The 21330-nt window shown below is 66.1% G+C and carries 17 protein-coding genes and 3 pseudogenes; 4 read left to right on the forward strand and 16 right to left on the reverse strand.

The genetic code is table 11. From position 1 onward, the window contains the following. Positions 1-50: 50 nt before the first annotated feature. On the forward strand, positions 51-1247 hold the full coding sequence (locus I1A62_RS08585; protein ID WP_257890736.1) for an MFS transporter: 1197 nt from the start codon (positions 51-53) through the stop codon (positions 1245-1247). A 255-nt stretch (positions 1248-1502) separates the two neighbouring features. Here the strand turns inward: I1A62_RS08585 and I1A62_RS46230 are convergent. The 4 genes and pseudogenes from I1A62_RS46230 to I1A62_RS08605 all read right to left on the reverse strand — a co-directional run. After that, a pseudogene (locus tag I1A62_RS46230) lies at positions 1503-1793 on the reverse strand (2-oxo acid dehydrogenase subunit E2); the annotation flags it as partial. Further along, a complete protein-coding gene (locus I1A62_RS08595; protein WP_219461765.1) occupies positions 1729-2112 on the reverse strand; it encodes a 2-oxo acid dehydrogenase subunit E2 in 384 nt (127 codons plus the stop codon). The gene I1A62_RS08595 and the pseudogene I1A62_RS46230, both read right to left, overlap by 65 nt. Positions 2113-2364: 252 nt before the next feature. Further along, positions 2365-2505, reverse strand: a pseudogene (locus I1A62_RS08600) (ATP-binding protein); the annotation flags it as partial. A gap of 726 nt (positions 2506-3231) precedes the next feature. After that, positions 3232-3579 (reverse strand): hypothetical protein, encoded by a 348-nt coding sequence (locus I1A62_RS08605; RefSeq protein ID WP_124393690.1) that lies wholly within the window; start codon positions 3577-3579, stop codon positions 3232-3234. A gap of 2253 nt (positions 3580-5832) precedes the next feature. Between I1A62_RS08605 and I1A62_RS08610 the strand changes: the two genes are divergently transcribed. Continuing rightward, the gene (locus tag I1A62_RS08610; protein WP_124393686.1) at positions 5833-7032 is read left to right on the forward strand and encodes a Fic family protein; all 1200 of its coding nucleotides are present in this window, start codon (positions 5833-5835) and stop codon (positions 7030-7032) included. Between the two features lie 88 nt (positions 7033-7120). Here I1A62_RS08610 and I1A62_RS47145 read toward each other — a convergent pair whose 3' ends face one another. Then, complete coding sequence (locus I1A62_RS47145) at positions 7121-7666, reverse strand: DUF4231 domain-containing protein (protein WP_192581967.1); 546 nt, start codon at positions 7664-7666, stop codon at positions 7121-7123. 204 nt (positions 7667-7870) lie between these two features. After that, positions 7871-8353 (reverse strand): cupin domain-containing protein, encoded by a 483-nt coding sequence (locus tag I1A62_RS08620; RefSeq protein ID WP_219458507.1) that lies wholly within the window; start codon positions 8351-8353, stop codon positions 7871-7873. A 365-nt stretch (positions 8354-8718) separates the two neighbouring features. Here I1A62_RS08620 and I1A62_RS46235 point away from each other — a divergent pair, with 365 nt between their 5' ends. Beyond that, entirely contained in the window at positions 8719-9030 is a 312-nt protein-coding gene (locus tag I1A62_RS46235) for a hypothetical protein (protein ID WP_257890737.1), read from the forward strand. A gap of 123 nt (positions 9031-9153) precedes the next feature. Here the strand turns inward: I1A62_RS46235 and I1A62_RS08630 are convergent, their stop codons facing one another. The 4 genes and pseudogenes from I1A62_RS08630 to I1A62_RS08645 form a co-directional block, all read right to left on the reverse strand. Continuing rightward, positions 9154-9930 carry a VOC family protein gene (locus I1A62_RS08630; RefSeq protein ID WP_219458508.1) on the reverse strand — a complete coding sequence of 259 codons (777 nt, stop codon included), beginning with the start codon at positions 9928-9930 and terminating at the stop codon, positions 9154-9156. 745 nt (positions 9931-10675) lie between these two features. After that, positions 10676-12081, reverse strand: a pseudogene (locus I1A62_RS08635) (DUF2252 domain-containing protein). 496 nt (positions 12082-12577) lie between these two features. After that, the gene (locus tag I1A62_RS08640; RefSeq protein ID WP_124396462.1) at positions 12578-13381 is read right to left on the reverse strand and encodes an S-adenosyl-l-methionine hydroxide adenosyltransferase family protein; all 804 of its coding nucleotides are present in this window, start codon (positions 13379-13381) and stop codon (positions 12578-12580) included. Positions 13382-13899: 518 nt separating this feature from the next. Further along, the gene (locus I1A62_RS08645; protein WP_219458509.1) at positions 13900-15261 is read right to left on the reverse strand and encodes a wax ester/triacylglycerol synthase family O-acyltransferase; all 1362 of its coding nucleotides are present in this window, start codon (positions 15259-15261) and stop codon (positions 13900-13902) included. A gap of 455 nt (positions 15262-15716) precedes the next feature. On the opposite strand from I1A62_RS08645, the gene I1A62_RS08650 reads away from it, so the two are divergent. Continuing rightward, positions 15717-15938 carry a hypothetical protein gene (locus I1A62_RS08650; RefSeq protein ID WP_145972867.1) on the forward strand — a complete coding sequence of 74 codons (222 nt, stop codon included), beginning with the start codon at positions 15717-15719 and terminating at the stop codon, positions 15936-15938. 128 nt (positions 15939-16066) lie between these two features. Here I1A62_RS08650 and I1A62_RS08655 read toward each other — a convergent pair whose 3' ends face one another. From I1A62_RS08655 to I1A62_RS08680, 6 genes are all read right to left on the reverse strand, one after another. Continuing rightward, the gene (locus I1A62_RS08655) at positions 16067-16672 is read right to left on the reverse strand and encodes a Clp protease N-terminal domain-containing protein (RefSeq protein ID WP_225858558.1); all 606 of its coding nucleotides are present in this window, start codon (positions 16670-16672) and stop codon (positions 16067-16069) included. A gap of 208 nt (positions 16673-16880) precedes the next feature. Further along, positions 16881-17120: a hypothetical protein gene (locus I1A62_RS08660; RefSeq protein WP_072943188.1), complete on the reverse strand. Its 240-nt coding sequence runs from the start codon at positions 17118-17120 to the stop codon at positions 16881-16883. 212 nt (positions 17121-17332) lie between these two features. Further along, on the reverse strand, positions 17333-17674 hold the full coding sequence (locus tag I1A62_RS08665; RefSeq protein ID WP_124396464.1) for a hypothetical protein: 342 nt from the start codon (positions 17672-17674) through the stop codon (positions 17333-17335). A 411-nt stretch (positions 17675-18085) separates the two neighbouring features. After that, positions 18086-18550 carry a pyridoxamine 5'-phosphate oxidase family protein gene (locus I1A62_RS08670; RefSeq protein WP_219458510.1) on the reverse strand — a complete coding sequence of 155 codons (465 nt, stop codon included), beginning with the start codon at positions 18548-18550 and terminating at the stop codon, positions 18086-18088. Between the two features lie 256 nt (positions 18551-18806). Then, positions 18807-19862, reverse strand: a complete 1056-nt coding sequence (locus I1A62_RS08675) for a zinc-binding dehydrogenase (RefSeq protein ID WP_219458511.1) — start codon at positions 19860-19862, stop codon at positions 18807-18809. 154 nt (positions 19863-20016) lie between these two features. Further along, positions 20017-21285, reverse strand: a complete 1269-nt coding sequence (locus I1A62_RS08680; RefSeq protein ID WP_219458512.1) for an IS110 family transposase — start codon at positions 21283-21285, stop codon at positions 20017-20019. Positions 21286-21330: the final 45 nt, after the last annotated feature.

Below are 21330 nucleotides of genomic sequence, written 5' to 3' on the forward strand. Positions count from 1 at the left end.
GGAGCCGGAGCGCGCTGGCTGACGGAACCCGCCGCCGACAGCGAACGGCCATGACCGGAGCCGCGTCGCCAGCCGCGCGGTGGCGGATGTGGCCGCTGTACGCGGCCGGTTTCACCACGGCCTTCGGGGCGCATGCCGTCGCGGCGAACCTCGCCTTCGACCTCGAGGACCCGGCCGGCTCCCTCCTGTACCTCGGTCTGCTGCTGGCGCTGTACGACGGCGCCGAGGTAGTGCTCAAACCCGTGTTCGGGACACTCGCCGACCGGATCGGTGCCCGACCGGTCCTGCTCGGTGGGCTCCTCGGATTCGCCGCAGCCTCCGCCCTGTTCGTCGTGGTCGGCGACTCGAACTGGCTGTGGCTGGCCCGGATCGGGCAGGGCGCTGCCGCGTCCGCGTTCTCCCCGGCCGCAAGTGCGTTGGTCGCACGGATGACCCCGAAAGCCGGGCACGGCACCGCGTTCGGAACATACGGCTTCTACAAGAGCCTCGGCTACACGCTCGGCCCACTGCTGGGCGGCGTGCTGGTGTGGCTCAGCGGCCTCACACTGCTGTTCGCGGTGATGACCGCCCTCGCGCTCACCATCGCGGCATGGGCGGCGCGCGTGGTGCCCGCCCTGCCACCCCTGCCGCGCGACCGGCAGACCGTCCTGGACCTGGCACGCCGACTGACGGATCGGGCGTTTCTCCGGCCCACCGTCGCACTCGCGTTCGCAACCTCGGCGCTGTCGGTGGGAGTGGGATTCCTGCCGGTCGCCGGTGCCGCCGCCGGGCTCGACTCGGTGGCGACCGGCGCTGCCGTGTCCGTCCTCGCCGCCTGCGCCGCCCTCGTGCAGCCGCGAGCCGGGCGGGCACTGGACACAGGTCGCATCTCGGCCGGCGCCGGAACCGCGCTGGGCCTGCTGATAACCGCCACCGGACTCGGGTGCGCGATGCTCCCCGGCCTGCTCGGTGTGCTGCTTTCCGCAGTGGTCATCGGCACCGGCACGGGACTGATCACCCCGCTGGCTTTTGCGGCGCTGGCCGGCGCGACCCCCGACGAAAGGATGGGACAGACCATGGGTGCCGCCGAACTCGGACGCGAACTCGGCGACGCCGGAGGACCACTACTCGTCGGAGGCGTCGCCGCGGTCGCCACACTCACCGCCGGGTTCGGCGCCATCGCCGCGCTCACCCTCGTCGTCGGCGCCGGGACCGCGGCCGCACCGCTGGGCCGCCATCTCGATTTCGTCTCGCCGAAGGACGAGTGACAGCAACGGCAACAACTGGTCCGTCTCGCCTCGCGCGTTGGCCCAGATCGATTGAGACAAATGGAGATTGTCAGGTTGGTTCGAGTTCAACCTGTGCTTGATGCAGAGCTGCATGGCCAAAGCCCGTTTCCAGCCGTTGCCGCACCGTGGTGAGGTAGCGGGCGGCGTCGGCGTCGACGCCTTCGACGATGCGGTGGTCGTGGTGAAGGTGCCGCCGGACAGATCGTCGGGGCGGACCGTGCCCGCACGCACACTGTCCGCGACACTGGCGATGGACCGGATGAGGTCGGGAATTCCCAACGTTGCGGCGTCACGGATGACGGGCACCATCAGTCCCTTGTCGCTGTCGACGGCAATCCCCAGGTGGACGGCACCGTGGTAGGTGACTTCGGTGCACTCGGCGTCGAGCGAGGAGTTGATCACCGGATGGTCGCCGAGCGATTCGACAGCGGCGGCCACGAAGAACGGCAGGAACGAAGCTTCATACCTGTGCGTGCGTGGAACACCGCTTTTCCCGGTCCCACAAGCGGGCGATCCTGGTGACATCGACCTCGACGACTGTCGTGAATTGTACTGCTGTGTATAGTGATTCGATCATTCTCCGGGCAATGGTGCGGCGGATCCGTGGTAGCTTCTCGACGCGGTCCGCGCCGGACACCGTCACCGGTTCGACGATGGGCGCGGGTTCCGGCAGTGTCACCTCCGCTGCGTTCGCTCCGATCATCGCCAGTGGGCCGCCGACCTCGACGACAGTGTCCTCTGAAGCGAGGATTTCAACGAGAATTCCGGCCGTCGGCGACGGACCTCGGTGTCGACCTTGTCGGTGGACACCTCGAGCAACGGTTCCCCCCTTCGATGCGGTCACCTCGTGATGTGAGCCAGTGGGTGATAGTCGCCGCCGTGACGTTTTCACCGAGCGACGGCAGCACCACGGTGGTCGCGGCGATCTGATTCAGCGGGGCTTCGCGCTTGCGGGCGACCGCACTTACGTCGCGGTGGAACCCTCGGGGAACGGCTTCGGCATTGCAGCATCCTTTCAGCGTGCAGACTGATTTTCACAGGTCAGATGTCACCCCATGCGGGTGTGGCCCCCGTCGGCCATTTGTCAGCGTGCAATCTATCCGGTGGGGATTTCGCAACGGATCGCGAAATCATCGATAATCAATACCGGTGGCCGAGTGTATTCCCGCATCCGCTGACCGATGGTGCGATCACCGTGACCGCCGGCCAGGTCGGCGAGCATGCGGGAGCACTTGGCAAGCGAAGATAAGCGGCGTCCTGTACCCGAAATTGCACGGCCCGGTAGGGCCATCTGGATTCGTCCCATTCGGACACGATGATGTGAAAGGTGTCGAACGTGCTGTCCGGGTGCATGTATCCGCCGTACCGGCGGGTCACGACGTCGGGGCCACCGTTTCCCGACGGTCCCTGTACCGGCCGGAACGTGGGAGCAGTGCGTCAGCTGTCGGTGATCTGTCCGAAGATGGGGATGGTGAGTCCGACAGCCACCAGCAGATGTTCTCGAAGGCGTCTATACCGCCTGCCACCTACGTCGATGGATTCGTCACGCAGATATGCCGTCAGCTCCGCGCCGTTGAAATCCAACCCGCAGCACAAATCGATCGCGGAGTGCTGTGCATGGTGCATCCAAGCCCGGCAATACAGGCATCAGGTCTCCTTTGGACCGAATTCACCTTCCGGCAGGAGGATTCGACAGTCCCGTGATGTCGAGAACCGAGCGTGGATTACGATCGTCATTGCGAGAGTTGGGAAGACCGCACCCGAACAAAAGTCCACACAGTTCCACGCGAGCGACTGGCCGTACACCTACACTTCCCCCATCAACGCAGCACGAATACGCGATCTGCTAGCCAGTGATCACGGAAGTAACGTGCGATACGATTTCACATCGGATGAACCGTGGGAGTCAGTAGCCGAACGCTGTGCCGACCTCACACCACCGCAACGGCGAAACCGGCACACGTCACTGCGGCGAACCCGCGTCCTTCTGCCGGCGTCGATGAAACCGCTCACGCTGCTCATCGAGCAAGATCACACCACGGCGCCGGACGCGATGATCTTCACGAGCAATCAGCAGTCGCACCGAGGTGGTCCGCCGCTCGAGGTCCGTCGCGCACCTTGCCGCGTTCTCATCGTTGAGCAGGTACGCCGCTGCACGGTCGCAGCCGATCAGGATCTGCTCGTAGGCAAGCCGTATCGGCTCCTGTTCGTCGAGCCGCGACACCGCCAGGTCTTCAATCAGTTGTAGCGGAAGCCGCGCCAGCCGATAGTTCACGCGTAGGAGGGCCATGGATAGGGAGCCGAGTGTCACCCGCGGAATCGTAGGCTCGGCAAAAGCACTTGCAAAGAGTCTTAGGTCCCGTTGATGTCCGTTCATTCCCGGGAGCGCTCATGCCGAGTTCGGCTGTCGTATCGATCGCCATGCCACATCGAATCGACCTCGACGCTCACCGGCCAGGCGGGTACTCGGCGCCGATCACACTGAGCCCCAGCCGCTCCCACACGTGAAAGTCCCATCTCCAGGCCGAATGGAACACGCTGCAACGACTCGGTATTGCACCACTCGACCAGGAATGTCAGCGATTCACATTCTGGTTCGGCCCTCCATCCGGATCTCTACACCCGGCGCACCGCGGGAAAGTAGCGGTCGCGCCCTCGAACACGATGAACGACGAGTGCGAAGCCCGTCTCTCTGTGCAGGTCGCTGGTCGGCGTCCGCGTTACGCCACGGGTGCGTATTCGTTCGGTCCCCGTAGAACGCTTGACCAACTCAATCCCCACGCAAAGTGAGCTTAGCCAGCACCGGCGGCGGTCAATGTCGGCGATCCCGTGTTATACGGAAGGGTTTCGGGCGTTCTGAACATGGACAGTTGCCTAGTGGCGCTCCCGACAGCAATGCGGTACAAACGAAGCCCTGCAACTAAATTGTGATCCAAATCACCCTTAATCGTTACCGGAGGGGACAGACAAACCCCACAGGCGGCCTGCCAATCAGACCCGATTTCAGAACCGCCTGCATCGATCCCTTGCGAAAGGAGCATGGAATGCATCCCTCGCTACCCATGAAGCAGTGGAGACCCGGCGGTACAGAACGCTTCACCCATCCAGGCTGCGGTGCGGTTGCCTCGCTTTCTGTAGCCATGCCCGCCTGGATGGTCACCAACTCACTGGGCGCCACCGCAGCGATTGTCGCCGCGACATTCGCCGGCCTCATCGCGGCACCGGTGATGCTTCGACCCTCTCCATTCGCGCCCCACGCCCGGGTCGACCACATCCCGTCGACGTCCCAGAAATCGTAAAGGCTCGGTAGCCATATGCCCTGGACTGTTGTGGTCATCGCCGTCACGTTGATTGTGGTGGTCGCCTCCCTCAGCGCAGCGCTCGCCGCGGATGCGATGTCGCACCGTCACAGCAATGAACCCGAACAGTCAAGTATCAGTGAATTCAGGACTGCCCCCGCGCCGTCCATCAGGATCCACACTCCCCACTGGCGCCGGACCGCTGTGCAGGCGTGGACAATCTGTGGTGTCGCCTCGGTAATTGCGATTGCAATCGTTGGATTGCTGACGTCAGCTCGATGAGGGCAGGCCCTCATCGAGGTGCCAGCACTGGCACCGTGCCGCCTAATGGGGATTGATCAAACGTCGGCAGGTAGCAGCCCAATCCAGGGCACACTGATCACCGAGCCTCCGGCCGGTCTCGACCATCCGTAGATGCAAGGGCGTGCAGGCACCCCACGGCCAAAGGATCGCACCGGAATCACCAGAGACGCAAAGGGCGACGGTGCCCCACAGCGGTGCCGGCGAACGAGTCGATGCCCGACGCGTCTCGTCGGGACAACCCGAGCACAACAAACTGCCCGTCGTTGCAGCGCACGAGAGCGTGCACGACTCAGTCGCAACAACTATGACCGTGCCCCGTCACGCCCAACTCGGTCCACCGCCGACACCGCCATCTCACCCACCTACTGCTGGGCGTCAGACAGGCACACCACGGCTCCGGTGCCGTCGTGTGCCGGGGCCCCGCCATGGCACCGCAGAACGGCTGCCAGATCGCCCCGTGGGCGCGCGCAATTGCCGTCAGATTCACCTCAGAGTCCACCTGGATCGCGCTCTCGTCGTCGACCCACATATCCAAATCCCGGGTCAACGGCACCACATCGAACCTGCGAACGACCTTCCACACCAGGCGTGAGCCGTCACCCGTCACGCTGTGAGCGGAGGACAGCTCTTCGCTCGAGTGCTACGCGCCGATTGTGTTGCGACTGCGCTCGCCGATCAAGCTCTCCACTGTGGAGGTCGAATTGGCTCTGGCCTGCAAAAGGCTCCTGCCCTGTTGACCAACATCTCGCGGCGTAAGCCGCTATGCCATCCCGGCTTTGAGCATGCAGCCACGTGATCTTCCCGAGTCCCCGAAAAGGCCAGCTCGTAAGCACTCGCGGCGGGTTCATTGGTGGTGAAGTGCTCAATGTATTCGACAGCGGCGTGTGCCAGCCGCGCCCGTTCGGGAATCGTACACCACCCATACCATTGGATAAATTACTAACCAATAGTATGGTCCGGATATGACATCGGTTGATGACGGACAGCGGTGGCCGCCCGTCGCCCACGAGGAGCATCCCTGGGTCAGCACCACCGGCGACTACGGATCTCGACGCGAACGTCGCCTCACCGCCGGCCCCTACCGCGCGGCGGTACCGCCATTCATCGCGAACCGGACCATCTCACTGAACGGCGAACTGCAGGCACTGACGGAGGAAGCGGCGACCGAACTCACCCGCTTCGACGCCGAGGTCGGCCACATCACCGCCCCGTTCGCATCCATTCTGTTGCGCACCGAGAGTGCATCGAGCTCAGAGATCGAGAACCTCACCAGCGGGGCCCGCCAGATCGCGCTGGCAGAACTCGGCGAGCACGCCTCCCGCAACGCCCGCCTGATCGTCGGAAACGTCCGGGCCATGCAGGCCGCGTTGGAGTTGTCCGACCGCATCGACGCCGACGCGATCCTGCAGATGCACCGGGCACTGCTCGAACACGGCGATCCGAACATCGCCGGCCGATGGCGGCAACAGCAGGTCTGGATCGGCGGCGGAAGCCTCGCACCACACACCGCGCAATTCGTCCCCCCACACCACGACCGCGTTCCCGAACTGATCGACGACCTGACCGCCTTCGCCAACCGCGTCGACGTACCCGTGGTCGCCCAGATAGCGGTCGCACACGCACAGTTCGAAACCATCCACCCGTTCCCAGACGGCAACGGGCGCGTCGGTCGCGCCCTGATCCAGGCGATGCTGCGCGGCGGACAGCTCGCCCGCAGCGTCGCCGTACCGGTGTCCGCGGGCCTCCTGCACGACACCGCCACCTACTTCCAAGCCCTCGACGAGTACCGGTCGGGCAACCTCGAGCCGATCATGCGGTCGATCGCGGAAGCATCATTCGCCGCCATCGCCAACGGCCGCACCCTCGTCCGGGACCTGGAAACGGTTCGAGCCGACTGGCACACCCGGGTGACGGCGCGACGAGACGCGGCGGTACACCGCCTCGCCGACCTCCTCCTTCGCCAACCGGTCGTCGAGAGCAAACTCGTCACCTCCACGCTGGGGGTCACCGGCGCCAACGCGCAAATCGCGATCGACCGCCTGGTCGACGCCGGAATACTCACCCAAATCACCGACGGACGACGCAACCGGATCTGGCAAGCCAAGGACGTCGTCCGTGTCCTCGACGAATTCGCCGCCCGCGCCAAACGCCGCCGAGAGTGACCCCGGCGCGTTCTCACTGCCGACTGTGGAATCAGGGCATCGCCACACTTCTGCGCCGATCCAATACACGGTCCCATGAGAGTGTGTCTCATGGGGAGTGCTTCTTGAAGCGGGTGAGTGCGGCTGCGAGGTGGAGGAAGCCGGCGAAGTGTTCGTCCAGGTTCTTGAACACTTTCACCGGTCGTGCGGCAGAACTTGCGGGAAGGGGTCGGTCCTGGTGGATGGCGGAAGTTTCGTCAGGTCGGCCTGCGTATCGGCACTCAACCATGTCGGCCGCAGTGCTGTGTGTCGCGCGATGTGCGGCGGATCGTCGGCGGCTTCCTCGATCTCGGCGACCGCACGGTGCAGCCTCAGCAGGGCACCGTCTCCGCACGGAAGGGCGTGCTCGCGCGCGGAACCGGTAGATCACCTGATTGATGCTCTCCGCCACCGCGCGAGCGCGGGACCAGCGGCGGAACTCGGCGGGCGTGAGGAAGCGAGCCGCGACAAACGTCACCACGGCGAGACAGACCGCGCCGACGGTGGGCACCACGACCTGCGGCAGCCCCGAGGTCCGCAACACGGTCGCAGTCATCGCGGCAGCGATCGCACCCACACCGCCGAGGTACAGCACGGCGGCGCGAGCGTTGTCCACGCGCTTTCGGATATGGAGTTGGGATAACGTCCGGTGTCGACGAGCAGGCAGGACCTTCCCCCGGCCAGATCGACGCGTTCACCCGGGGCAGAATCCGGCGATCTTCACGAGGACGCGCAGGTGCGGCGGGCGTCGCACCAGGCGATTGTCCGCCTGTTCGAACCGACCGAACGACCGATGCGGACCCAGAACTTACCGAGGGGCTTACGTGACGGAGTTGCCCGGCGCCGGGTGGACGGGGTCGATCCAGGGCACATGCTCGGGGTCGGGCACGCCCTCGATGTTCAGGTTTACCACCACCGGTTCCTGGCCGCTGCGCGCCACCACACACTCCAACGGCTCGTCGTCGAGGGCGTTGATCTCCTGGTGCGGCACGTAGGGCGGCACGAAGATGAACCCGCCGGGCCCGACCTCCGCGGTGTACTCCAAGCGCTCGCCCCACCGCATTGCGGCCCGACCGCGGAGGACGTAGATCACGCTCTCCAGCTCACCGTGATGGTGGGCGCCGGTGCGGGCGCCGGGACGGATCGTGACCGTGCCCGCCCAGATCTTGTCGGCGCCGGTGCGGTCGTGGGTAATGGCAGCGGCCCGGTGCATGCCCGGAGTCTGCGGTGTGTTGGGGTCGAGCGAATCGGGCGGGATAACTCGTACCCCGTTGCTGCGCCAGTCGGGGGTCTCGCTGTTCATGGCTTTCGGTCCTCGCTTCCGATCCTGCCGCACCCCCGGCCCCGGAACAAGCCTTGACCCCATTCGACGGGCAGTCGCAGCCCGATGGGTTCCCACCCGGGTTCCCGCACAGGCGTTGGCGTACGTGGATCGCCGCAGACGAACTCGGCGGCGGTGGTACATCCGTGACCGTTCGGGCAGGGTTGGGGTGAGCCCGTTGCGGACTATCCCGGTCATGGCGTCTATGAGTGCGTGGATCTGTGTGTCGTCGGCTCGGAGTCGATCCGCGCGCCACTGGAGGGCGAGGAATCCGTTCCGTGCCGCCCAGAGCGCGGTTGTCGCCATCGTCGAGTCGATGTCGGCGGGATGGTTTCCTCGGCGACGCCGTGCCCATCGCCCGCGCCGAGTTCGATGACAACGATCTGATCACCGCGATGCGCGAACAGCTCTTTTCCAAGTTCCTCGCCTCCGCAATCGAATCAGAAGTCGTCGCCGACCGGGTGGTCACCGGAATCGAGGACCGATTGGCGCGCATCATGGTTCCTCGGCGGTGGCAGCCGATCTCGGCGCCTCGGGGCATCGTCAACCCACTCATCGACCGATCACTCGAACGCAACCCGCACATCGTCGACGCCGTCCTCACGGTCGCAGACCCGGACGAACAAGACGTGGGCACCGACGATCACGACCGACCGTGATCCATCGACCGACAACAACCCGGTGACAACCACCGTCACCACCGCTCAGCAGGTACGGATTGCGGACATCTCTCGTCGCGGTCGTCCTGAAATCCGGATAGCTACTTCCTCCCCGAAACTCCTCTACCCCTGCCCACCCGGCAGCGGGGAACCCACCGTGAACTTCACCCCGAACGGATCGGTAACATCCGCGGTCCGCCCGTACACCATGTCCGTCGGGTCCTCCGAGATACCCCCGTGGGCCCGGGCCGCGGCGACGGCTGCATCGGTATCGGAGACCTGGAAGAGCGTGCCCCAGGAAGACTCCGAGGCGGCCGTATCGCCCACGATGCCACCGATCTCGTGCCCGTCCGGCCTGCGCAGAAAGGTGAAGTCCATGCCGGGCAGGTCGGCGTTCCCGTCCAGCGTGAAGTCGAACACCGCCGCGTAGAACTCCCGCGCCGGACCGGGATTTGGTGTCACCAAGTCGTTGCGCAACAACGTGTTCGGCTCGTTCACGAGCTCGCAGCCGACGTGCACCCGCCCCTGCCACAGGCCGAACTGCGCACCGGCCGGATCCCGCACCATCGCCATCCGACCCTGGTCGGCGATGTCCATCGGCTCCATCAGTAACGTGCCGCCCGCGGCTGCGGACCGAGCGACCGTCGCATCGAGGTCGTCCGTCGCCAGGTAGACGTTCCACCAGAACTCGGTGGCGTTCTCGTCGGGATTCGGCATCAGCGCGGCGACCTTCTTGCCGCCGAGCAGACACATCGTGTACTGCCCGTACTCTTCGGGACCCACGTCGAACTCCCACCCGAAGACCGACCCATAGAAGGCCATCGCCCGGTCGAGATCCGGGATGCCCAGGTCGATCCACGTCGGGGTACCGAGTGGTTGATTCGTCGTGACCGCGCTCATCGCTGCTCCTCAGCTGTCGGATACCCACCCGACGCTAGCCCGCGGCACCGACATTCGGCGGCAGAGCCACAGGATTCGCTGTCCACTACGCGAACCCCTCCGCAATCGACAGGACGGAGACCTCAGGTACAGCGCGGCCGATGCCCGGTATTCAAGATGCCCGGTATTCAAGCTGTGAAATCTCTACATCGATCCGGAGGTGGCGTCGCCCGAGCGGCAGGACTGCGGACGTCGAAAGTGGGCGGACAGAGGAAAGTCCGGGCGTCAATGGGCCCCGACGTCGTGGGGGTGACGCCGGGGCGGGGGTTCCGAGAATCGAATGGGGGAGGAGTCGCGGAACTGCGCGACATAAGGCCGCTGTGACGGTCCTACATCGTGCCGTCGCACCAGGAGGCATCCGCTGACTTCGAGTTCGAGCTCGGACCCGAAGCCTGTCGCCTCGGGGGGCACACCACACGCAATCAGACGTTCCCCTGCAGCGCCATGTCGACTAACCTACGGACGAGGCGTGGGGTCGCGGTCATCTCGTCGAGCGCAACGTAGCGCTCAACATTGATGGCAAGGTGTACGACCCGACCGACCCGATAGGCAAGATGTTCATCGGGGTTCTGGCGGGCGCGGACTACGCGGGTTGCCGTTGGTTCCCGCGGACTGCCTTGCCCTAGCAGGTAGCGGCGACGGTTAGGTACGCGAAGAAGCAGTGACGTGTGGTCGCCGCGAAGCCGGACGACAGATACACACCGATTCACGTCGGCGGCTCACATGGCACCTTCCCCCGCTTCACCGCGTCGACCAAAGTCGCGTGGTCGCGTTCGGTCTGATCCGCGTAGGCGTGCGCGAACCGACTCAGCGCGACGTCGAGCGTGTCCGACTTTCCGACGTAGCCGGCGATCATCGACGCCCCACTGGTCCGCGCGTGGCCCTTCGCGAGCAGACGCCCGCAGATGCCGGCGTAGTCGGTCAGAGCTGCCGCGCTGAGGTTGTCGATCGGGACCGCCCCCTTCATATTCCGGAACTGCCGCACGTAATACTGGCGGCCCTCCACCGTGGTCCAGCCGAGCAACGGATCGCTGACGGTCTGCAGGGCCTGCTGGTACTCGACCACGCGCCGCCCCTGATGGTCGTGCCAGGCGGATTCGCCGTGCACGAAGCGCGCCACGACGGATCGACGCGCCTGCTTGAGCTGCAGGAACACCACGTCGTCGGCACTGCTCCCTTCGCACAGCACGACGTAGGCACGCAGTCCGACGCTGCCCACGCCGACCACCTGTGCGCGACATCGACGACGGTGTAGCCACTGAGCAGTCGTGCCCAGTGGCTGGGCAGCGTGGTGAGGTATTCGTCGAGCCCGGCGGCGAGATGCTCGGCCTCCGCCTCGGACACCCGGGTGATCAGCGGCGGCTCCTCCACGATGCGCCGGCCGGTTTCGTCCTGCTCGGTGAATCGGGGCAGCGCCCGGTCACTGACACGGCGCCGGGCCCGCTCCGCGGCGCGGGTGATCTCATGGCGCAGCGACTCGTCCGACGCCGTCGCGTGCAGCCGGTCGAGGTCGAGTCGCTCGAACGAGCGCGCCAGCAATGGTTGATCCGCGAGCCAGCGCACATGCTCGCGATAGGTGGCGACGCACGACTGCACTGCACTCTCACACTGCCCCTCGGTCGCCGAGTTCTGCCGGCCCGCCACCCAGATGCTCGCAGTCAATCGGCGCAGGTCCCATTCCCAGCCGCCGGGATGCGCCTCGTCGAAGTCGTTCAGATCCAGCACCAGGTCGCGCTCCGGCGAGGCGTAGAACCCGAAGTTGCCCAGATGCGCGTCCCCACAGATCACCAGCCGGATTCCGGTCGCCGGCAGCCCGGCGAGATCCTGGGCCATCACGATTGCGGTACCGCGCAGAAAACCATACGGCGAAGCCGCCATCCGCCCCGCCCTGACCGGTATCAGGGATTCCACCCGACCCCGGTGCGACACACCGATCTGATCCACCACATCGGGGCGATCGTCCGGTGCGCGCCACTCGCCGAGCGCCGACCGCGGTGCCTGCTTGCGCAGGCGTTTGCCGAGCGAATACCGCTCCGCCCTCGGCGTGGCCCGGCGGCGCAACGACGCGAACGACTGCCCGTCGATGGTCGGCAACACGATGTGCGCGTCCACGGTTACCGTGCGCCGACGTCGACGATGGGCCGACCACCACGGCGTGCAGCTTGTCCGGGTTGGTCACGTTGCCCATCAGACAACTCGATCACCGTCTCTTCGCTGTCAGCAGTAAGGATGCGTGCAGCATATCGACGGGTACCTAGCACTCGCAGCGAAGGGCCGCTAGCCGTCCACCGGTTGCCGGGGCATTGCATCACGTGACGGCCGGGTGCGGTCGGATCGGCCGTTCGCGTCGCTCGCGGCGACGCCCTGGGAGGTAAGCGCGTCATGGTGTTCGAGAGATTCTCCGATCAAGCCCGTCACGTGGTCACCCCTCGCCGCCGGCACCCACCACCAGAACCGACGCCGGCACCGACCACCTTCCTCCTGGGCCCTGCTCGACGACCCCGGCTCCACCCGGCGCTCAGATCCTCACCAACCTCGCATCCCTGCGCATCAGCGAGATGCGCGAGCAAGGGGTTCGCCGGGCTGCAGGACTCGACGATCTGCCGGTTCACCGTCGGCGAGCGACGGAGAGCCGATCCGCCTCGCCGAGCCGCTCGACCGCCGAGCCGCCGTTCAGGGCCACCGCCACGTGATCCGCCGAGTCAATCACCACGAGCAACTCACCTGACCGCACGTCGGCGAATGTGTGGGCGACGGTGGCGGGCACCACGGCCCCCTCGGCCCGGATCGTCACGTGATCCCCGCGCCGTAGGCCCGCGGCAGCCAGATCCGTTGCCGTCGCTGCGAGCTGGATGTTGCCGAATCGGTCGACGGTGAGCACCTCGCTGCTGAGTTCGCCGGGTAAGGCGTCAATTTCGGGTGCCCTCAGACGCGCGAGCGAGTCCGGGTCGATCGGGGGCCCGAACCGCTCCGGCGCCACACCGACGGCCAGGTGGGCGGCGGCCGGCGCGAAGATGTCTCGACCGTGGAACGTCGCGGACACCGTACTCAACCGATAGTCGGGTGCGGCAAGCAGGTACGCGGAGCGGACCCCGCCCAGCGCCTCGGCCGCCGGTCGCAGCAATCCGTTGTCCGGGCCCACCAACACCCCGGCGTCGGTGACGACCACGATCGGGCGGCGATCGGTGCCCACGCCCGGATCGACTACCGCCAGATGCACGGAAGGCGGCAGGTACGGCACCGTCTGTGCCAGCACCGCCGCACCCCACCGGAGGCGCTGCGGCGGCACCGCATGGGTCACATCGATCATGCGCACACCCGGCGCGAAGCGGGCGATCACGCCGTGGCACGCCGCGACGAACCCGTCGGAGAGCCCGTAATCGGTGGTGAACGAGATCCAGTCGTAGCCCACGTCGTCATCCCGTCCGTTGTTCTCGGTCCGCGGTGCCCTCGCCGGCCTGCGCCAGATGGGCCGCCGAAGGGGGTAAGCCGCAAGGCGAACCGATCGCCGATCGCGAAAGAGATCGGTTCGGGCGCGTTTCCTGGATGCAGTGATCGGCCCCGGCCACTCGACAACCACGTGATCGGGAAGGATCGCCCGCGTCCAGGGAAGCAAGCGTGCGTTCGGGTCCGAACGCGAAGTCCATCATGCCCCACACGAACAGGGAAGGCGTGGGCCCGAGCGCGGCCGGCACCTCTCACGCGAGGCGCTCGAGCATCGGGCGACGCGCACGCTTGCTGCTCAACGCGTGCACCGCGTGCACCGAGCACGCCGGTTCACGGTTCCCTGGCTCGGCCGACACTCCCCCGAGGCGCCCATTGCACTCTGCCGTGCCGTGGTGCGCAGTCCCCCTGATCGGAACACCCGCACCGGCGCGCCGACAACCCCACCCCATTGCGGTGTTCGCACGGCATGGTCTCACCGGTGATTCAGTTCCGGTACAGCGACGCCTCAAGTGCCTGCAGTGTCCTGGCCACTCCGTGGGCGATCACATCGACCTCGGGGCATACGGCACTGTCACCGACGACGGTGATCGTGACCTGCCCCGCGTACGAGAGAGCACCGACACCCACCGCGATGTTGCCCATCAGGGCCACCACCGGGATCATCTTGCTTACGTCAGCCCCGAGAAAGAAGAGCGGGGCGGGTGGGCCGGGTACGTCGGCGACGTAGGTGTTCATCATCCGTTGACGAGGCAGCATCGTCAGCGCACTCCACCGGACGATCGGGCCGCCGACCACCGCTCCGAGGCGAGGACGGACAGCCCGCTTGCGGGTGGCGGTGTCGGCGGCTATCGCCGCCAGTCTGCGGACGGGATCGTCGATTCCGAGTGGGAGCGGCACGATCATCTGCCCGAGCACATTGCCGCGCGCCGGCCCCGGCAGTTCCCGATGCAGCGACACCGGCACCACCGCACGCAACTCCAGGTCGTCCGGCTCCCCCCGACCGCGCAGCAGCTCGCGCAGGCCACCGGCGAAGGCGGTGAGCAGAACATCATTGATCTTCGCGCCGTACCGATGAGAAATATCGTGCATCGTCCCGAGTTCGACATCGACGACCGCGAATTCACGAGCAGCACCGATTCGCCGATTCAGACTGCTCCGCGGCGCCCGCCCCTCGGCGACCATCTTCCGCGCCGATGACCACGTACCCCGAACACGGCTCACGATCATCACCGGACGCAGACACGCCGTCAGCATCCGAACGATCGCGGCCCGGCGGCGACGAATGTTGTCGACGACAAGCTCCGTCACCGTCGGCACCGGTGCCGGGATCCACGGCTCCACAGGAAGTACCGCGCCGTGGAGTGCAGCGTCGAACAGGGCACCCAGCATGGCCACCCCGGCCGGGCCGTCGGCAATCACGTGGTGGACCCGGAGATAGATCGCGGTCCGGCGTCCCGCCGGCTCGGGTACGAACCACATCTCCCACAGCGGCCGGGACCGGACGAGCGGACGCCGATGCAACTCCTCGACCACCGCGAGAAGCCGCGCCTCGTCAGCGTGATCGGCCGGCCGGACGGCATGCACGTGGTCGCGGATATCGAAGGCGGACGCATCCACCCACAGTGGCCGTCCCAGACCCCACCGAGGCACGAACACGATCTGCCGCAGACGCGGCACCAGCGCCAGCCGCGCCTCGATCGACGCCTGTACCTCCTCGATCGGGAATCGGCCGTCCGTGTCGACGAGGTCGCCACCGTCGAGCAGGGCCACCAGGCCGATGTCCTGCGGCCATCCGGCCTCGTCCGGCCACAGGGTCATCACGTCCTGTGCGGTCAACCGCTCCATGAGTCTCACCCGATCCGCGCCCGAACACCCCGGAAACGACGCCGGACCCGCCCGCGTCTCCTCACTCCAGCAAACCAGATCACCCAGACCTAGGACTGTCCTTCGGAAATCGGCGACGTCATGGCGGCATGATCCCGTCACCGGACGTGTCAGCGAACCCACGCGTCGACTTTCGCGGTCGATCAGCGCCACCCCGACCGCATAAGCGAATTCTCATGCTCACCAGATCCGGTCGATCCCGACCTTTCACGGTTCAGCGGGCGGCGCACGCGTGCAGGAGTGATACGCCGAGGGTGACAACACCGAGGAGGATCCCGGCGAGCGCGAGCACGGGCGGCGCCAGGGCAGGGCCCCGCCAACACCTGCTGAGCGGGGGCAGCACCGATGATCTCGACGGCGTGGCGGACCGGGACATACGAGGAGAAATCTCGCTGACCCGTGCCCGGATATCCACCGTGAAGTTCAGAGACCCGCCCCTGCTGGTCAACGGCTGCGTGGACATTCGAACCGTCGCACTCGAGGAGAAACTTTCCGTACGCCCGCCGCACCGGCGCGTCCTCGTCGAAGATCACTGGCAGCACCACATCGTCGACCAGGTGGAACGGGAAACGAACAAGCCGGTAGGCGGCCCGTACCAGCGCTCGCACCCGGCACCCGGTCCCATGCTCCGATCGTAACGCCGCCCTGGGCCGCGGTGACGCCGTCGTCGGGCCGAATCCCGACGGGCTGCCTCACCGCAGTGGGAATGGTGTCGAGGACCCGCCGCGGCGTTCGGGCGCGCGGTCTCGCCCGCGGCGCAGGCCTCCTATTCGGTACCCGCGCCGCCGGCACGGGCCGCGTCGAGGATCCTGTCTCGGATCCACGCGTCGAGGGGTTGGCCGGCCTCGGCGGCCGCGGCTACACACAACGCATGTTCGGTGTCGGTCAACCTGAGGTTGGTGACGTGTGTCGGCTCCAACCTCAGCTCGGCGGTGAGCCGGTGCTCGGTGACTTCTCGGAGGATGTGCTGACGCAGTTGGTCGAAGTCCACCGGTAGGACTTCGCCGAGCAACCGTGCGCCGGTCGATTCGCGGTCGTCGATGAGCGCGAGGAGGATCTGTTCGGTGCCGATGCGCTCATGGCCGAGTAGAGAAGGCTCGCGCAGGCTATGTTCGAGGATCCGTTTGGCGTGCCGGGTGAACGGGATGTGCCCGGATCGGGCAGGCTCGCCGTGACCGGTGGTGAGCCGGCTGTCGATGACGGTCGCCGACACGTCGAACGATTCCAGCGTTCGCGCCGCCGCGCCGTCACGTTCGCGGATGAGGCCCAGCAGGATGTGCTCGGTTCCGAGATAGTCGTGGTGGTGGGCCCGGGCCGCTTCCGAGGCCAGGACGACGGTGCGCCGCGCTTGGTCGGTAAACCTCTCGAACACCGTTGCTCCCATCGGATGTGGCCGCTGCACGCGGTTACCTCATGTCCCCGTTGTGTACACCACCGCAGGCCCGGGGCGGGGTGTCTCCATCGCCCACCCGGTGGGCCGCAGCAAGGCACATGCCCAGGAGTACCTTGACGAGGCTGCGGGGATGCGCACCACACCCGCCTGAGCAGGATAAGTAGCCTCATCTGTACTCCACGACCCGCTACGTGAGCCTGATGATCACCCGGGAGCCGGCGGCCAGCTTCTGGGCATACGTCGTCAACTCGGGATCGGTGATCGCCGCATCCGTGGCGTCCTCCCACGCCTGCGCCACGCGACGTTTCGTCTCCTCGACCGACTTGCCCTTGCATTCACGCTGTAACCGATCCATCACGCGTTGCAGCGTTTGTTCCACTGTGGCTTTCGCGACCTGCTCGAACTCGCGCTCGTCGAAGTCTGACACGTGTGGTCTCCGTCGTTTGAGCCCTGAGTGCGAACTCCGGCTCGGTACCTCATGGCCATGATCGACGAGACGTCGCGACGGCGATAGAGGAAATCGGCCCTGACCGCTGGTCTGTCGTCCTCGCTGCGGGTATCCGATCTCCTTGGAGGCAGGTCGGGGCAGGGTCATACCCGGCGAACTCTCTTGTCACCGAACGTAACCGGACAGCCGACTCAGCTGCTGCCGAACATGTCGCCAAACGGGTTGGACTGGCCGAACAGACCACCGAACGGATTCGATCCACCGAACATGTCGCCGAACATGTCGCCGAACGGGTTGGACTCACCGAACAGACCACCGAACGGATTGAGTTCGTTCTCGTCCTGCTGATCGTCCTGGTCCTCGTCCCCGCCTCGGGGGTGCTGCCCGTTCCGATCGACCTGCACAACCCCCGACACGGCGGCGGCCGCAGCGGGTGCTGCCACTGCGGCCATGGGAAACGCGGCAAATGCTCCGACGACGACGATCTTCGCCAGCAGACGCGACAGGTCATTCTTCTTCGCTTGTTTCAGCACGGTCGTACCTTCCGTGGCGTCGAAGAGATCGTGGTAGGGGCCATGTCCTCAACCAGGCGGGGCCGTCTTCGAAAAGGGCGAAACCGACCAAGTTGTCGTGCTCGAATCCTGGTCTCTTCAGCGTGGCTGTTGTCGGGTGCGCCGCCGGGACACGGCACAACTTCTACTACACGCCTCAAACCCTGATTCCTCAACTCCCCATGCGGGACAGCCCGGGTCCAGCTGATCGGGCTCCCTCGCCGCGACCGCCACCGGGAGCCCGATCACCCACGCCAGTGCGTGCGGACGTCAATCGAGCGGTTTTGGCGAACGAGCCCGGCTCCATCTGCGTGTCAACAGGTTCCGGTGCCATCGCACAGAGAAACAGCGAGTTTCACCTCCAGGCCGACCGGTAGCGTGCAGTCCACACAGCTACTCCGAAGGCGAACGTCGCACATTCGAGAAGGGCGTATGCCACATCGTCGGGTCGACGACCGGAAACCGGCGGCCAGTCACCAGGGTGGGAACGAGTCTGACGAACAGGTTCTTCGCCCCCGCCTGCCACGGAAAGAGCGGCAGATCCACCGTGTCCATCAACTCATCGATTTCACGGATCCCCTCGGCACGCCCCTTGATCACCACACTCCACGCTTCGTGCGCCGGCGCCTGGTAGCCGTCGACTTCCAGCGCAACCGGCGCATCCGACAGCGCAGCGGACACTTTGGTTCCTCTCCCGGACCTGAACACGATGGTTCCATGATCGACCGCATAATTGAGGGGAAAGATATCCGGGTGGTCGTCCACCCACACGGCGAGACGGCCCACACTCTCGGTACGAAGCAGTGCCCAACATTCGTTGACAGCAAGTTCCCTGACACTTGGCTCATTGTTTCCCATTGCCTTCGCCTCCTTTCATGGCATGAGAGGAACGGGGCCGTCGCGTTCCGGCACGGCGAGACGGCTCACCAAGAATCATCGTCGCTGTCTCGGCTCTTCGCGACGTATCCGCCCCTATCTGCTGTCGGACAAACTGAGCGTGCCCGACCTGATTCGACGTCCAACTCGTCCAAGTGGGAAGCGCTGCATCAGCGCATCCTGGTAATCGGACGCCGCGGGTCGGCCGCCCGCCTGCAGTGTGGCCGCCGACCCGACGTCAGGCGTTGAGCACAACCTTGAGCGCTTGCGTCTCGGCGGCCCGGCCGAACACGTCGTAGGCCTTCTCGATGTCGCCGAGGTCGAAGGTGTGGCTCACGAACAGGTCGGCGGGCAGGGTGTGTTCGGCGACCATCTTCAGCAGCGTCGCGGTCGTGTCGGTGTTCACCAGGCCCATCGCGATGGTGATGTTCGAGATCCACAGCGTGTCGAGCGGCAGCGGCACGCCGGCGCCGTGCACCCCGACGTTGGCGACGTGCCCGGCGGGTCGGACGACGTCCAGACACATCTGGAAGGTCGCCGGTACCCCCACCGCCTCGATGGCGACGTCGACGCCGAGCCCATCGGTCAACGCCATCACCTGGCCCTTCCAGTCGTCGTCGCTGGACAGCACCCCGTGTGTGGCGCCGAATCGCTTCGCCTGTTCCACCCGGTTCGCGTCGAGGTCGACGGCGATCACCTTCGACGGGCCGTAGAGACGCGAGGTCATGATCGCGGCCAGCCCCACCGGCCCCGCGCCGACGACCACCACGACGTCGCCGACCTTGACGTGCCCATACTGCACGCCGATCTCGTGACCGGTCGGCAGGATGTCGGACAGCATCGCGCCCTCCTGCGGTGTCACCCCGTCGGGCAGCCGATACACCGACGTCTCAGCGAACGGCACTCGGACGTACTCGGCCTGCGTGCCGTTGATCAGGTGCCCGAGGATCCAGCCGATGCCGGACGCACCCTCGTCGGCCAGGCAGTGTGAGAACACCCGCTGCTTGCACATATCGCAGTGCCCGCACGCGGAAATGCAGGAGATGATGACCCGGTCGCCGACCTGTAACGAGGTGACCGCCGAGCCGACCTCGGTGATCGTCCCGACGCCCTCGTGGCCGAGGATGCGCCCGTCCTGCACCGCGGGCACGTCGCCCTTGAGGATGTGCAGGTCGGTACCGCAGATGGTGGTGGTCTCGATCTTGACCACCACGTCCGTTGGCTTCTCAATGGTGGCGTCGGGAACGTCCTCCCACGCCTTCCGGCCGGGACCGTGGTAGATCATTGCCTTCATCGGTGGGCCTTTCGACTGTGGCCTTCTTCGGCGAGCCCTCGACGGTGACCGCCTAATCCGAAAATGAGGTGACCTTGCCTGCGGTGCCGGCACGCGTGTTGTCCCGGCGGAGCGCAGCGGAGCCGGGAAGGTCGTGGTGGTGTTGTTGTGCGGGTCAGGCGGCCGGGGTGAGGGTGACGGTGTAGCCGAGGGCTTCGAGTTGGCGGATGTGGTTGCGTTTCTTGGTGTCCGGGTTGATATGGCGGCTGTAGTGGTCGGGGCCGAGGTCGTGGAAGGTGGTGTGGTCGTCGGAGAACAGGTGCCAGACGATGACCAGGATGGAGCGACCGACGGCGACGATGGCCCGTTTCTTACCCCGTCGTCTGGCGATGCGCCGGTACCGGGCGCCGAGGAAGGTGTCGGTGCGGCCGGCCACGACGGCGACCTCACCGAGGGCGCGGGCGAGGTAGCGGTTGCCGTGCCCGGTGGCACCGTTGCCCTTGGACTTGCCGGCCGAGGAGCTGATTCCGGGCGAGAATTTCGCCCACGAGCACAGGTGCCCTGCGGTCGGGAACCGGGACATGTCCACCCCCACCTCGGCGAGAATGGCGGCGGCGGCGACGGGACCGATGCCGGGGATCTCATCCAGGCGTGCCGCCGCCGATCCGAAAGGGGCCAGCTGCGCCTCGATCTGCTCGTCGACCGCGGCGATGTCGGCGTCGATCGCGTCGATCCGGCCCAGCATCCGGGCCAGCAGGAACCCGTGGTGGTCGTCGAAGTGCCCGTTGAACGCCTCCTCGAGCCGGGCGATCTTCGCCCGCATCCTCGACCGCGCCAGCTGGGCGAGGACCTTCGGGTCCCGCTCGCCGGCGATCAACGCGTCCATCATCGCGCGTCCAGATACCCCGAAGATGTCCGAGGCCACGACGGAGAGTTTGATGCAGGCACTCTCGAGAAGTTTTTCGACCCGGTTCTTCTCCGCCGTGCGCGCCCCGACCAGATCGGTGCGGTAGCGGGTCAGGTCCCGCAGCCGGCGGATCGGCCAGGGCGGCACGAAACTGGGTCGCAGCATTTGCCGTTCGGCGACCTTGCACAACCAGACAGCGTCGAGGACATCGGTTTTGGGCCTACCGGGCAGGTGTTTGACGTCGCGGGCGTTGACCAGCCACGGATCGAGGCCGTGCGCCTCCAGAAGATAGAACACCGGTTTCCAATAATCCGACGTCGCCTCCATCACCACCCGCTCGACAGCCAACTCGACCAGATGATTCGCCAGCTCGGTCAACGCCCGGGTCATCGTCGAGTGCGTGGACACTTCCTGCAACCGTTTCTTCCGTCCAGCCTCTGCCGGGATCCGGACGCAGCACACCACCTCCGCCTTGCCGATGTCCAGGGCCGCGACCCGGGCGATGATCTGTTCCTCGTCGTGCGATTCCACCAGCATCTCGTCCTCTCCTCACCGGCGCACACACCGATTGATCAGGCGTGG

Source organism: Rhodococcus sp. USK10 (genome assembly GCF_019378875.1).
GTDB lineage: Bacteria > Actinomycetota > Actinomycetes > Mycobacteriales > Mycobacteriaceae > Rhodococcus_F > Rhodococcus_F pseudokoreensis.